This is a genomic window from Paenibacillus glycanilyticus (genome assembly GCF_023715145.1).
GTDB classification, from domain to species: Bacteria; Bacillota; Bacilli; order Paenibacillales; family Paenibacillaceae; genus Pristimantibacillus; species Pristimantibacillus glycanilyticus_A.
In genome coordinates, this window is record NZ_JAMBNP010000007.1 from 243,564 (window position 1) to 257,342 (window position 13,779).

The 13,779-nt window shown below is 51.8% G+C and carries 15 protein-coding genes; 6 read left to right on the forward strand and 9 right to left on the reverse strand.

The features are described from left to right. Nucleotide 1: 1 nt before the first annotated feature. Nucleotides 2-1,246 carry a mechanosensitive ion channel family protein gene (locus M3194_RS20375; RefSeq protein ID WP_251655920.1) on the forward strand — a complete coding sequence of 415 codons (1,245 nt, stop codon included), beginning with the start codon at nucleotides 2-4 and terminating at the stop codon, nucleotides 1,244-1,246. Between the two features lie 74 nt (nucleotides 1,247-1,320). Here the strand turns inward: M3194_RS20375 and M3194_RS20380 are convergent, their stop codons facing one another. Next, nucleotides 1,321-1,461, reverse strand: coding sequence for a hypothetical protein (locus tag M3194_RS20380; protein ID WP_251655921.1), 141 nt, complete (start codon nucleotides 1,459-1,461; stop codon nucleotides 1,321-1,323). A 226-nt stretch (nucleotides 1,462-1,687) separates the two neighbouring features. Here M3194_RS20380 and M3194_RS20385 point away from each other — a divergent pair, with 226 nt between their 5' ends. Continuing rightward, nucleotides 1,688-2,140 (forward strand): VOC family protein, encoded by a 453-nt coding sequence (locus M3194_RS20385; RefSeq protein WP_251655922.1) that lies wholly within the window; start codon nucleotides 1,688-1,690, stop codon nucleotides 2,138-2,140. 74 nt (nucleotides 2,141-2,214) lie between these two features. Here M3194_RS20385 and M3194_RS20390 read toward each other — a convergent pair whose 3' ends face one another. From M3194_RS20390 to M3194_RS20405, 4 genes are all read right to left on the reverse strand, one after another. Continuing rightward, on the reverse strand, nucleotides 2,215-3,081 hold the full coding sequence (locus M3194_RS20390) for a metallophosphoesterase family protein (RefSeq protein WP_251655923.1): 867 nt from the start codon (nucleotides 3,079-3,081) through the stop codon (nucleotides 2,215-2,217). Between the two features lie 40 nt (nucleotides 3,082-3,121). Continuing rightward, the gene (locus tag M3194_RS20395) at nucleotides 3,122-3,964 is read right to left on the reverse strand and encodes an SMR family transporter (RefSeq protein ID WP_397334369.1); all 843 of its coding nucleotides are present in this window, start codon (nucleotides 3,962-3,964) and stop codon (nucleotides 3,122-3,124) included. Nucleotides 3,965-4,135: 171 nt separating this feature from the next. Next, nucleotides 4,136-4,906: a DeoR/GlpR family DNA-binding transcription regulator gene (locus M3194_RS20400; protein WP_251655925.1), complete on the reverse strand. Its 771-nt coding sequence runs from the start codon at nucleotides 4,904-4,906 to the stop codon at nucleotides 4,136-4,138. 117 nt (nucleotides 4,907-5,023) lie between these two features. Then, complete coding sequence (locus M3194_RS20405; RefSeq protein ID WP_251655926.1) at nucleotides 5,024-5,998, reverse strand: MraY family glycosyltransferase; 975 nt, start codon at nucleotides 5,996-5,998, stop codon at nucleotides 5,024-5,026. 128 nt (nucleotides 5,999-6,126) lie between these two features. On the opposite strand from M3194_RS20405, the gene M3194_RS20410 reads away from it, so the two are divergent. After that, nucleotides 6,127-6,819: a Dph6-related ATP pyrophosphatase gene (locus M3194_RS20410; protein WP_251655927.1), complete on the forward strand. Its 693-nt coding sequence runs from the start codon at nucleotides 6,127-6,129 to the stop codon at nucleotides 6,817-6,819. 72 nt (nucleotides 6,820-6,891) lie between these two features. Here the strand turns inward: M3194_RS20410 and M3194_RS20415 are convergent, their stop codons facing one another. Next, the gene (locus M3194_RS20415; protein WP_251655928.1) at nucleotides 6,892-7,155 is read right to left on the reverse strand and encodes a YiaA/YiaB family inner membrane protein; all 264 of its coding nucleotides are present in this window, start codon (nucleotides 7,153-7,155) and stop codon (nucleotides 6,892-6,894) included. Nucleotides 7,156-7,159: 4 nt separating this feature from the next. After that, complete coding sequence (locus M3194_RS20420) at nucleotides 7,160-7,366, reverse strand: YiaA/YiaB family inner membrane protein (RefSeq protein WP_251655929.1); 207 nt, start codon at nucleotides 7,364-7,366, stop codon at nucleotides 7,160-7,162. 175 nt (nucleotides 7,367-7,541) lie between these two features. Here M3194_RS20420 and M3194_RS20425 point away from each other — a divergent pair, with 175 nt between their 5' ends. Further along, nucleotides 7,542-7,904, forward strand: a complete 363-nt coding sequence (locus M3194_RS20425) for a DUF1304 domain-containing protein (RefSeq protein ID WP_251655930.1) — start codon at nucleotides 7,542-7,544, stop codon at nucleotides 7,902-7,904. 32 nt (nucleotides 7,905-7,936) lie between these two features. On the opposite strand, the gene M3194_RS20430 is transcribed toward M3194_RS20425, so the two are convergent. Next, complete coding sequence (locus tag M3194_RS20430) at nucleotides 7,937-8,173, reverse strand: hypothetical protein (protein ID WP_251655931.1); 237 nt, start codon at nucleotides 8,171-8,173, stop codon at nucleotides 7,937-7,939. A gap of 201 nt (nucleotides 8,174-8,374) precedes the next feature. Here M3194_RS20430 and M3194_RS20435 point away from each other — a divergent pair, with 201 nt between their 5' ends. Both M3194_RS20435 and M3194_RS20440 read left to right on the forward strand, forming a co-directional pair. Next, nucleotides 8,375-9,202, forward strand: coding sequence for an AraC family transcriptional regulator (locus M3194_RS20435; RefSeq protein ID WP_251655932.1), 828 nt, complete (start codon nucleotides 8,375-8,377; stop codon nucleotides 9,200-9,202). A 378-nt stretch (nucleotides 9,203-9,580) separates the two neighbouring features. Next, complete coding sequence (locus M3194_RS20440; RefSeq protein WP_251655933.1) at nucleotides 9,581-12,694, forward strand: amidase family protein; 3,114 nt, start codon at nucleotides 9,581-9,583, stop codon at nucleotides 12,692-12,694. Nucleotides 12,695-12,775: 81 nt separating this feature from the next. Here the strand turns inward: M3194_RS20440 and M3194_RS20445 are convergent, their stop codons facing one another. Next, the gene (locus M3194_RS20445) at nucleotides 12,776-13,774 is read right to left on the reverse strand and encodes an ROK family protein (protein ID WP_251655934.1); all 999 of its coding nucleotides are present in this window, start codon (nucleotides 13,772-13,774) and stop codon (nucleotides 12,776-12,778) included. Nucleotides 13,775-13,779 lie beyond the last annotated feature (5 nt).

Consider the following 13,779-nt stretch of genomic DNA (forward strand, 5'->3'; position numbering starts at 1 on the left):
AATGAATTACATTAAAGAATTGCTTGTAGAGTTGGGAATGAACACCGAGCTGGCCGTCTATCTGGCCAATATCATTCTTGTGGTCATCGTCGGAATCGTCAGCGTAGCGGCAAACTTCGTAACCAAGAAGATTGTGCTTCGCGTCGTCACCCATTACATCCGGAACAACCGTTACCAGTGGGACGATTACCTGCTGGAGCGCAAGGTTTTCCATAAGCTGTCCCATATCGTCCCTGCCATTATCCTGTATTACTTTTCATTCAGCTTCTCGTCTTACCAATCGCTCATTCACAAAGGAATAACCGTTTATCTCATTATCGTAGCGCTCCTCGTGCTGGATGCCTTCCTGAACGCGGTCAACGATATTTATAGAACGTTCGACATTTCCAGGAGCCGCCCCATCAAAGGGTACGTTCAGGTCGTCAAAATTTTTCTGTTCATTATCGGCGGGATTCTGGCGATCTCGAACCTGATTGGCGAAAGCCCCGTTATTCTTATAAGCGGAATCGGCGCATTGTCCGCCGTTATGCTGCTGATCTTCAAGGATTCGCTGCTTGGCTTGGTTGCGGGCGTCCAATTGTCGACCAACGATATGGTCCAGGTAGGCGATTGGATTGAAATGCCCAAGTACGGAGCGGACGGAGATATCATCGATATTTCCCTGCACACGGTGAAGGTTCAAAACTTCGATAAAACCATCACCACTATCCCTTCATATGCTCTCATTTCCGACTCGTTCAAGAACTGGCGGGGCATGCAGGATGCCGGCGGCCGCCGGATCAAACGCGCGGTGTACCTCGATATGAACAGCATCGGATTTTGCACGCCTGCCATGATCGAGAAGTTCAAGAGGATTCATTTGCTGGCCGATTATATTCTCGATAAGGAGAAGGAAATCAGCTATTACAACCTGGAGCACGATATCGACCATACCGTTCCGGTGAACGGCAGGGCGATGACGAATATCGGCGTGTTCCGCGCGTATATTGAGCGGTATATCGAGCAGCATCCAAAAATCCATAAAGGCATGACGAGGATCGTCAGACAGCTCGCCCCCGGCGAGAACGGTCTCCCACTCGAAATTTACGCCTTCACAAACGATATCAACTGGGCCGTGTACGAAGGCGTTCAGTCCGATCTGTTCGACCATATTCTGGCCGTTGCGCCCGAATTCGGACTGCAGGTTTTCCAGAACCCGTCCGGCCATGATTTCAGCAGGAGCGCATCAAAGGTCGAGGCTTATTAAATTAGAGGTTTCTCGACAGATAAAAAGGCTGTATCATCGTCAACTTTCATTGACTGATGGTGCGGCCTTTCTGTTTACGGCTTGCGTTGCTCTTTCATTTCCCGATTATGCCTGCGGATCAGCTCCGGCACGGCGTCGCCGCGCCCCGTCTGCTGAAGGCGTTCCACATATCGCGGCAGCGCTCCATTTTGCCGGGCCGACGCACATCCCATCATGTACATTTCAATGATTCTATAAGCCTCATGGTTCGCGCCTGCCATTTACCCGATACGGTTATTTTGCTAGTATTTTAGAAGGATTACTGTAAAGGACGGAGAGCGGGGGAGGACCGAGGATTTAGCTCAAATGTTCTTCTGATCAGAATATGAACCTCTATCGTAATGCAGAATTAAAAGTCATGATTTATACTTAAATAAAACCAATCTGCAGGAGGCTTATGCCATGGTTGCAAACCGCTCCGTACCGCCAAGCCATCTTCTTCCGCAAGTCTTCTATGAAGACGTTGCCGCTGCGCTTAATTGGCTGACATCAACGTTGGGCTTCTCAGAATATTATCGCTTCAAGCTGCCAGACGGAACGCTCCATGGAGCAATGATTTATCTCGGCGAGGCATGGGTTATGCTTAAAAGTCCGGGAAGAACGTCAACGAGTCCGAACAAGCTGGGACACTCCACGCAGTCTCTGATGATTTTTGTAGAAAATGTCGATGCCCATCGCGAGCAGTCGAGATCCGGCGGAGCCGTCATCTTGGAGGAGCTTTTCGATACCGAGTACGGGGAGCGGCAATACACGGTTCAAGATCCACAAGGTCATCCCTGGACGTTTGCGACACATATCCGCGACGTGAGCCCCGACGCATGGGGCGCCATCCCCGCCGCGACTCGCGACTGTTAACCCGGAGCATAAAAAAGACAGAGCGTCAGCATTCACCCTGCTGCGCTCTGTCTAGCTTCACCGGCATACTCAACTTACGGATGCTCCAGGATTTCCCATTCATACCGGACATTCTCGAGCCACTCGCCCGCGGCGAAATCACGCCCCTTGACTACGATACGGTCTTCATAAACCTCGACGAACAGCCCCTGACTCCCATCTTTATGCTCGTCTTCATCCGTCCATAAATAGGCAACCGATGCCGCGTTAAACATTCTGGGCAGCTGTTGATCGTCAAACAAGGTATGCGGCGCCTCCAGCTCCCAATGCGTATGCCCGGTAAACAGGACGGCATGCCTGTGCTTGGACAACACTTCCTTAAGCGCCTCATCCTGTGTAACCCCATACCACTTCTGCGACTCATGGGAGCCCGCGACCGTGTCCTTGAGCGGTTGATGCAGAAAGACGAAGGCAGGAAGCTTCAGACTTCTACTCTCCGCTAACCTGCCGTCCAGCCAGGACAGCTGCTTCTCCGATAAGGACGAGAACAGCTCCAGCCCCTCCTCGGTTCCCAGGAAAATAAAGAGATACCCCTTCACCCAATGCTCGTGATAGGGACCATTCATTTCCGTAGCATCCAAATAAGCTTTCAGACGCGAAGGCCAATGCCCCCCGCCGACATCATGATTACCGGAAGCATAATAAGCGGTTGGCAGTCCGGCACCATGCTCTCTCCATATCTTGTTAAACTCCGCATATTCCTCTTCATGCCCTTGATCCGTTATGTCGCCCACATGCATAATGCCGTCGCTGCTTGGAGCCGCCCGCCGGATATCCTCAAGCGCTCTTGCCAGATTAGCGTTATGCGCATGTCCGGAATCCGTTCTCACATGCGTGTCGGTAATCACCTGAAATTGAAGCCGTACGTTCCCCTTCCGTTCCTTGCTCTCTTCATCCCGCATCTCCCAGACCCTCTTCCTTCGCTGTAATAATGTCCGTCACCTATATGCCCAACATGCCTACAAGCAAGATACCGGTAAAGATGATACTGGCCGATACGAGCCGCAAAGCGCCTTTCCCTTCCTTCAAGAGCCACACTCCCATGAGTGTGCCAAATACGGTTCCGATCTCCCGAAGCGGCGCCACGTAGGTCAGCGGCGACATGCTCATGGCAAACAGAAACAGTAAATAAGAGCCGGGGGACAGAATCGCTCCTGCCGCCAGCAGCTTGCCATGCGCTCTAACCTCTCCCGCCAAGCTTATTTTCCGGAATGGGATAAACGGAACAAGCCCCAACATAAATCCGATATTCGATACCTCAAGCAAGACATTCGGGGAAAAATGCCGCAGGTTTACTTTGTCCACCATGACATAAGCCATCGTGCAGAATCCCACGGCTATGACATACAGCAATACTTTCTTCGAAACCTGAAGTCGCTGCTTCCTTCTATAGAGCTCGCTTAACAGAAAGAATCCCAAAGCAATTAATCCAAGCCCCAGCCAGCCCCAGACCGATAACCGTTCCTTCAGGAAAACGACCCCGCACATAGGCAGCAAGAAGGTTGCGATGCCTCTCATCATGGGATACACCTGAGACAGGTCGCCATGGGTCAAGGAACTGGATAAGAAGTAGGCATACCCCCCTTGTATGAGCAAAGACAACCCTAACATCAGATACCCCGACAACGGTACTTGGGCGGAGACGAGCTCCGCAATAAAACCGGGGAGAAGCAGCAAAGTGGCAGGTATATAGATCAGGAACAAAAACAATTGCTTATTTCCGCTCTTCTTCGTCAACAAATTCCAGATGGCGTGCATCACGCCGGATCCCAATACCAATAGCACCGCAAGCGAAATGACTAACCCTCCTCACCTATATAAGATAAACTTTCAAATAACACACACAAACACACATAAATACAACTTTATGCAAATGTTAGCATGCGCGATTCACCCTGTCAATTGAAACGAAGCATAAAAAAAGAACCTTCTTGAGAAGGCTCTTCTTCCATCTATTTAGCTATGATACTCAACGGCGATCCCGGCTTCCTTGTATCGCTCCAGGATGTCCGGACCAAGCCCGGAGTCCGTAATAATCCGTTCAATTCTATCTAATCCGCATACCGGCGTAAGGGATACGGCGTCAAACTTGCTGCTGTCCGCAAGCACAATGACCCGCCGCGTCCGCTCCAGCATTGTCTTCTTTAATTGAATCTCGCTTATCCCATAATCCGTTAAGCCCTCGGTCAGAGAAATGCCGCTAACGCTCATGAAGAAAAGATCGGCATGGAACTGGGAGACGAACGACTCCGCGAAATCTCCAACCGCGCATTGTTCCGAATTGCGCATGACCCCTCCGATAAAGATGATCGTGAACTGCGGTTTAGCCATAAGAATCGAAGCAATCTGAAACGAATTGGTTAATATCGTCAAACGCTCGAAATGACCCGTCAGCGCCTTGGCAAATTCGGTATTCGTGGTGCTGACGTCCAGGAACAGGGATTGCCCTTCTTCCACATAGCGGAGAGCAGTTACGGCCAGCTCGCGTTTCTCGGGATGTCTCTTCATCTCCCGCACGGTAAAAGGCAGCTCTTTCCGATAATCGATGGCAGGCAGGGTCGCCCCTCCATGAACCCTCTTCAAGAAACCCTCCTGCTCCAAATATTCCATGTCCCTTCGGATCGTTTCGAATGAAACGCCAAACCGCGCTATTAAATCAGCCGTTTTGACCGATTGAAATTCATGAAGCAGCTGCATGATTTGTTGATGCCGGTCATGTACAAGCATGAATACTCCCCCAATAAGAATACGGACTGCAAATTTCAGTGCTCCTATCAGAATAACACAGAAACACACATCGCAACAAAAAGGCCGGCACACCCGAAGGGCGTACCGGCCTTGCCTTTATATTTGCACCAGCATCAGAATAATAGAGGACAAGCCCATGCAAGTGCCCATCAAGCACAGTACCATTAGCGCCTGCTTATGGTTAAGTCCCGCCCGCAGCAAACGGTAATGAGCCTGACTCGCGTCTGCCTGATAGATGGCCTTGCCTTGCAGGAACCGCTTGAGCATGACATACAGATTGTCGAAGATCGGTACGCCCAATGCAAGAATCGGAATGAAAATAGAGAGAGCCGTAGCTTGCTTGAAAGCCCCGTCCAGCGAAATAACAGCGAGCAAGAACCCAAGGAAGGTAGCTCCCGCATCGCCCATAAATATTTTGGCCGGAGGTTTATTAAATCTTAAGTACGCTAAAGTTATGCCTACCAAAATAATCGCCATGCTGGCCGAGTTCGACTGCCCCATCGCTAACGCCACTATAAACAAGGTCATTGCGGATATCGCGGACAACCCGCCCGCTAGTCCGTCCAGTCCATCCGAGAAGTTAATGACCGTCGTGACCCCAAAGATCCAAAGCGTTGTCAGAATAAACTGCAAGATAACGGGAAGCTCAATATACTCGCCGGAAAACGGATTAACAAAGCCGGTAAACACAACACCTGCGGCGTACACCAATACGGCTGCGGAGAGTTGAACGATCAGCTTGGGCAGCGCGGGAAAATCCTTCCCTTTGGTCTTGTACCAATCATCAACCGTACCTATGGCCAGCAGCAGGACTCCGCCCAGAAAAATAGCCCCCGTCTCCATGGAGAAGTCCCGAACCACGGCCAGGTAGGCCACAAAGAAGCCGATAAAAATCGCGTAACCGGCCGTAAGCGGAATTGGCTTCCGGTGCAGCTTGCGCTCGACATCCTTTCTGGGCTTGTCCACAAAATCGATTCTAAACGCAAGCTTGCTGAAAGGAGGAATTAACACGAGTACCGTAACAAAGGAGAGCAAAAAAGCAATTACGTATAAAATATCCATCACCGCCATCTGTACCTTATAAATAAATTATACATTCTGCTCGAAGCCTGTCGACTGATGATTCACTGACTGTCGACTGACGCTGTCGCATGTTACAATTCACAGAGCAGCATGACCAACAAGGAGGAACGATCGGAATGGAAGAAAAGGCGAATTGGAAAACCGGCGCCCACGGGCATAGATTCATAGCTTCTTTTAGCGGAGGAAAGGACAGCGTCCTGGCGCTGTATAAGTCAATGAAGGTTGGAGAAGCGATTGGACTTATCGTCATGATGGAGGAAGAAGGGAAACGCTCCAGATCCCACGGCATGCCTCCGGAGCTTATCCGCGCCCAGGCCGAATCAATCGGCCTGCCCGTCTATTCAGCGGCTGCAAGCTGGGAAGAATACGAGAGCAAATTCATCATCCTCCTGGAACAGGCCAAACGGCAAGGCGCGGAAGCATTAGTTACGGGGGACTTGGATATGTCTATCGAAGACTGCTGGCATGACAAGGTTACCCGAATCGCCGGCCTAAAGCTCGGAATGCCGCTATGGGAAACGGATCATCAAGAGGCTGTCGATGAGTTTATTAATCTCGGATTTATATCCATGCTCGTCACGGTGAATTTATCGCTTGGGATGAAGGAAGAGGATTTGGGACGAATATTAACCCACGATTACATCAAGGAGCTGCAGGCTCGCGGAATCGACCCGTGCGGAGAAGGCGGCGAATTCCATACCACCGTAATCGACGGCCCCCTCTTCAAGCATCCCATTCCCGTTCGCAAAGGCGGCATACTCCGGAACGGGGATTATGCTTTTTTACCGTTAGAGCTGCTCGTCACTTAAAGAAGGCAACGTTGAAAAAGGCCAGAATCCTCCGCTCGCGAGAAATTCTGGCCCTTCATTGTATTCAGCTATTTAACCTCTAATCTCTCGGCTGGCATCTTGCTCCGCAATAATCTCGTTGTCCTCCGCGTTATCCCGCGTGACCTTCTGAACGCCAATCGCGCTATAGGATATCAGCAAAATGACGGCAATATAATATCCTTTTACATTCAATTCGAATGTCGCATTGTAAAGACCAATTAAGAACATCGCATAGCCGATAATCAGCCCGACAACAGCCACAATGGTAAAAGCTTGCGTATTCCTCATCCGGTGCTTGGGGTTATCCAATCGCATTTCTTTATCTTCCGTTGTCGCGGACAACCTTCTGTACCACGATACAGCTAATCGTAATCAATACCATGCACAGCAGGTAATACCCTTTCACGTTCAACTCCCAATCCGCGTTATAGATGCCCAGACAGAACAGGAAAAGGCCCGCGCCTAGCGCAAGGTATGAAGCCGCCGTGAAGGCAGGCGTGTTGCGCCTGCGGTATCTTTGATTCATCCGACAATCCCCCTACAATTATTTGTATTATTTACCACTATACAATGAAACTTCATTTTCATTCTAGATTGAAATCGATCTCGCCCAAAAATATCTTATGCAAAAGGAGCAATTCATGTATAATCTTGTCTAATAGATTGTGCGCAATTCATTAATAAAGGAGTGTCAGACAACTATGCATATTGTCCGAGATATTTTAACGGCGATTGTCGCCATTGAGCATGTGTATATCTTGATCTTGGAAATGTTCCTGTGGACTTCTTCGAGAGCAAGGAAAGCATTCGGAACGGAGAAGGCGTTCGCGGAAGCGACCAAATCGCTTGCCGCCAACCAAGGCTTGTACAACGGCTTCTTGGCAGCGGGTCTCTTCTGGGGGCTTATTCATCCCGATGCCGCGATTGGGCACCAGCTGCAACTATTCTTCCTCGCCTGCGTCCTCGCAGCCGCGATTTACGGAGGATTGACGGCGAAGCGGTCGATCCTGCTCGTTCAGGGACTGCCTGCATTATTGGCGCTGATTGCCGTACTAGCGGCATAAGTAGCGCTCTAACTAAAAAATACATCGCCAGGCTATCCATAGCCCATGGCGATGTATTTTTTATAGCTACTTCTCTTCCTCGATACGATACCAAGCCATCTGCGCCTTATATATTCGGATAAGGGGATTCCAAGCACAAACGAGAACATGGGCTGGAATTGATAGACCGAGCATAAAGCGATTTTGGCGAGCTGCTCGTATTCAATATCATCCTCTAGGCGGTCTTCAATATAATCAATGGCCAGGTTCATGCGTTGAAGCCAATCCACGTCGACCCCTCCTTTCATAAGGAGCATAGCATTTCGTTGTTCCAATGACCTGACAATTCATGCAGCAAAATGACAGACGGCAACTTTCCATGCTTGAGATATTCTCGAAGCCCTTTTAAATCTCCTGCCCTGCTTGTTCAGCAAGAAATATCAAGTTCCGCTTGCTAAAGTGCGTTACTCTAAAGCCAGGAGGTGAGAGGCATGACGGAAGAACAGCTATCATCCGCACAAAAGATTACGGAGTATGTGGCTGCAAATTTATTCGAGGATACGTTGTCATTAGAAACCGCCGCCCGCGAGTCCGGATATTCGCCGTTTCATTTTCACCGACTATTCCGGGCTTGGACCGGCGAGACATTTGCGCAATACGTCCGCGTCCGAAGACTTGCGGGCGCAGCGCGGGAGCTTCGCCAGAGGCAAGTGAACGGAACGCAGGCCGCGTTCCATTCCGGTTATAGAAGCCATGAATCGTTCATCCGTTCCTTCGAGCGAATGTTTGGCGCCTCTCCCCGCCGATTCATAGGGAGGGATTGTACCGTGAAAGAACCTAAAATCGCTTATCTTGCCGATCGCATTGTCGCAGGCGTAGCTTGCAATACGAATACCTCGCAGGACCGCAATATCGCCAAGGCATGGAAAACCTTCGGCTCCAAGTGGTCCGCCATTACAAACAAGCTGAACGAGCACCTCTGCTACGGACTGGAGATGTACGAACCGGGGGCTTCTGAGCGGGAAGGCGTGTTCGCTTACCTGGCTTGCGTAGAAGTCTCCATTGCCCCGGCGGAGTCAGACAGCGGCATTGCGAGCTTCACGATTCCCGGCGGGCGGTATGCGGTCTTCACTCATCTGGGCTCCACCGAAATTCTTGGCGAGACCTTCGACTATATTTACAAGGAGTGGTTCCCCGCCTCGGGCGAGCAGCTTCGCGGCACCCCTCAAGGCGGCGGCTTCGATTACGAATTATATGACGGCCGATACCGTGACGGGGACCCGAATTCAGAACTCGATATTTATATTCCGCTGGTGTAGGAATGAAAAAACACATCGTCATGTCGCACAATACGCATGCCGATGTGTTTTCAATTAAATAAACACTCTAATGTTTAGCGGCCTTAATAATCGCCTCCGTGAATTTCAACCTCGCGAATCCGTTCGGCCGAGCTACTCTCTTAATCTCTTCGCGCAATTCTTTCAGTCGACATAGATTTATCCTGCACTTCTTCCATCCCTCTACTACCCTTCAATCATATGTAATGTATATGTTATATTAAGTGACCTAAATTTACAATATTCCAACAAAATCATTCAAAATATTATCTTCTCTATTATTATATGTCACATTACTTGACGCACTATTAACTCGGTGATAGAATCTCTACCAAGTTCAATGGAAGGAGTTGTAGTAAATTGTTTAAAATTAGAAACATTTTGTCGCTTAACAAAAGTCAGCCTGCCGAAGAATCGGCAGCCCCCCGCGAGGGGAAGCGATCTTGGAGTAAAAAATGCGTCTTCGCGGGAACCCTTGCGCTTTCCATGGTTTTCGCGGGAGTGATTCCGTCCAACAACGCCTTTGCGTTAACAAGGCTAACGTCCGAGGACGGAATAGCTTGGGAAATCCACGATTCGTTCGCTCCCAACCTAGACACCGGCAGTATTCGCAGTGCAAGCAATACGCCCATACAGGGATTTGGCAATATTTTCGTCCAAGTGTCCACTACGCCCGCTCCTCGGATGAACGGTCAACTGATGAGAGACTTCGGACTTGTGTTCGACGGCAATGATACATTCGACACCACAAGGTCCGTCAATCTGGGAAATGTGCTTATCACTCGCGATGTTTACCTTAACAGCGCAAGCAACACCGTTCGTTTCTTCGACACTTTCACAAATACAACAAGCACTCCCGTAACGGTCAATGTATCCTTCGGCGGATCGCTTGGCTACGGATCCGATGCAAATTACGGCGCCGTAAAGTCAACCTCCAGCGGAGATACCGCAATTACCTCCGATGATTCATGGGCATTGATAGGCAATTCGAGACCAACGGACCGTCCGATTGGCGTCGTTCTTGGTTCGCCGGCTCCGTTCGAAGGAGCATTGCAAGGCACCGGCGATCAGCAGCAGAACCCCTTCGCCACCCCGCTCGCCACCTCAGGCAATGACGCAAACTTCTACGGTTTTATTCATAAATTGACGATAGAGCCGGGTCATACCCAATCGCTGGCCAGATACGTGCTGGCCGGAGGAACAGGCGAAGCCGGATTAACCCAGGCCGCCGATTCGCTGAATCAACTGACGGAAACCCCCGACTTCACGCACCTGACTCCCGCAGAGATATGCACGGTTAGCAACTGGAATCTTTCCAGCCTGACCGGATTTGACTCTGCCGCTTGCGCAGACGTTACGCGTCTCGACATTCCGGCGGCTCCGGCCGCACCGCCAATGGTCACAACCTCCAATTACGACGTGTTTAACAAGAGCATCGCGCAATTGAAGAACGATATGGAGAAGGGCATCACAACCTCCGAGGCGATCACCCAAGCCTATCTGGATCGCATTGCAGCATACGATTCGGGTCAGCTGGGCTTCCACTCCTTCCTTCACATCTCGGAAACGGCCCTCCAACAGGCAAGAGCGGCGGACAAGGCCCGCAGAGAAGGAAAGACCGGCCCATTGTTAGGCATTCCGATTGCCATTAAAGATATTTATGATACGAAGGATATGCCGACCACCGGCGGCTCCAAAGCGCTGGAAGGCTTCCAGCCCAAAGCGGATGCTTACCAGGTTGAGAAGCTGAGAGAAGCAGGGGCCGTCATTATCGGCAAGACCAATACATCGGAATTCGCCAACAGCGGCAGCTTCAGCGAAAGCGGCTGGATGCAAACCTGGAACGCGCTTTATCCATCGAAAACCTCGTTTGGCTCCAGCGGCGGCTCCGCGGTATCCGTTGCGGCAAGCTTTGCGGCAGCAGCCATGGGAACACAAACCGGCGTATCCCTTTACGCGCCAACCACGGGCGCAAGCTTGACCGCCTTCCGCGGCACGGACGGCATGGCCAGCACGCGCGGCATAATCCCTCTGACATGGGGGCAGGATTATGCGGGACCTATCGCCCGCACCGTTACCGACTTGGCTTATTTGCTGAATGCAACGACAGGCACCGATCCGCAGGATATGCTGACTCAGGAAGCGGACGCAAAAAGGCCGGAAGATTGGACGACCGCTCTCAGTCCGGATGCTTTGAAAGGCAAGCGCATCGGCTATATTCCGTCCTCATTCAACTCCTCCTATGCCGATGACGGTACGGGCGAGGCCGTTAAGCAGCACTTTGACGATCTGGTGAAAGCCGGAGCTACCATGGTCGAAATGAGCGAGCCTCCGGGCGGCGGAACAAGGCCTGCCGGAAATGCGGGATCCGAGGGCTGGGCACGCTACATCGAGCTGCACGACAATTTCCCTTACGCCAATGGCGATGAGCTGCTCGCCTCGCCTAAAGTGCTGCTATACAATCAAAGAAGCTTGCAAGTTCGTCCGCGCATGACGGAAAGCCAGGTACAGGATTACATCACCTACAGAACGAACTATAAACGGATCATCGCAGACTGGATGGATCAATACGACGTAGACAGCGTTGTATATGCAGGTTTTATAAGCGACGTATATAACAACGACGGCGCGGCCTCTCAGCTCAGCTCCGACAGAGGCACCGGCGTGTTAACCTCCAACGTCGGACTGCCAACCGTTATCGTGCCCGTAGGCAAGAATCCAAATGGTTATTCGATCTCTATGCAGCTGGTCGGCAAAGCCTGGGATGACGCTAATGTTTTAGCCATGGGGTACGCCTTGGAGCAGCAAACCTCCGCCCGCACGGTAACAACCTTTGCGCCGGCACTGAGCTATTCGCCGCCAACAACGCCTCCGACAACACCTCCAACAACGCCTCCGCCGGGCAATAACAACGGAGCGCCTTCGGGAGGCAGCGAAACACCGGATCCTACTCCGGAAGAGATTTCGTTTACCGATACAGAAGGGCATTGGGCCAAGTCCAGCATTGACTATCTGGTTCAAAGGGGACTTCTGTCCGGTTACCCGGATGGCACCTTCCGTCCAGACCTTGGCATTACCCGTGCCGAGGCATTGAAGGTACTGGCACTGCAGCTTGGTCTAGAATCGCAGACAAGCAGCTTTGCCGATGTGCCTAGCAAGCACTGGGCTGCCGGATACATCGGGGCCGCGCAGAAGTCGGGACTCATGAACGGCTATGCGGATGGCAAATTCCGGCCGGACGATCAACTCAACCGGGCGGAAATGGCTGCCCTGGTCGCCAGAGCGTTCCAGCTTAGCGGCAGCGGCAATACCTCTTTCCCGGATGTCGAGGCAGATTCCTGGTCACGCGCCTATATCGACGCCTTGATTGCCAACAAGATTGTCACGGGGTATGCGGACGGCAATTTCCGACCTGGCAATGCGATAACCAGAGCCGAATTTGCAACGATGATCGCCAGAGTGCTTCAACGCTAAACCAAAGAAACGGGCGCTGGATAGAACCAGCGCCCGTTTCTTTTATTTCATATACCTATCCTTCATCGCTATCGCATTCAATCAGCGCAGCTGCAGACATTCCTCTTCATACCGCCGCCACATGGCAGCCCCCACTCCTCCAGCATCCTCCCCGAGCATGGCCGGTACAACCGTTACTTGCCCAACCAAACCGGGAATCCCCTGCTCCTGAATGGCTTTCTGCATAGGCTCCAGAAGCAAGCGGCCGCTGCGGGCGACGCCGCCACCAATAACCACGAGCTTGGGATTGATCAAATGGATAATCGAGACAATCCCCTGACCTAACGCTTTTCCCGCGCTTGCTATAACCGATCCGGCGTACTTATCGCCTTTTATCGCCGCTGCCGCAACATGCTCCGCCGTCAGCGCTTCCGCAGCTCCTCCAGCTTCCTTCAATATGGCTTCGCCGTTAGCGAGTCCCCCGGCAATCCCTTCCCTGGCAATTCGGGCAATGGAATGTCCTGCCGCGTACATCTCGATGCAGCCGCGATTGCCGCAGGCGCATAACGGTCCGGAGCGGTCGATACTGATATGTCCCAGCTCCGCGGCGCTGTCGCTCGCCCCGAGTATAAGACGGCTGCCGCTTACAATCCCGCCGCCAATTCCGGTCGAGACCGTAACGAACACCATATCCTTCGTTCCGACTCCCGCCCCCGCCCGCCATTCGCCAAGCGCGGCGGCGTTCGCATCATTAAGCAGCCGCACCGGAGCGCGGAAGCGCTCCTCCAGCATGGAGCTGATCGGCACATTCCGCCAGCGCAAATTCGTCGCCAGCACGACCGTTCCCGAGGCTGGCTCCAGAATGCCCGCCGCCGCAACGCCGATACTGCGGATACGGCAGGCTTCACGGTAAGGGAACACATTATCAAGCAGTCCTTCAACCATCTCGATCAGCCTTGCCACCGTATCTTCAACGCCCTGCTCAGGAAACGTCGGCTTCTTGCTGCGCGCGATAACGGATCCGCTCTCGTTCGTCAGAACAACCAGCATCTTCGTGCCGCCGAGATCGATTCCGATATCTATCATTGTAGTCTTATTCATAGCTG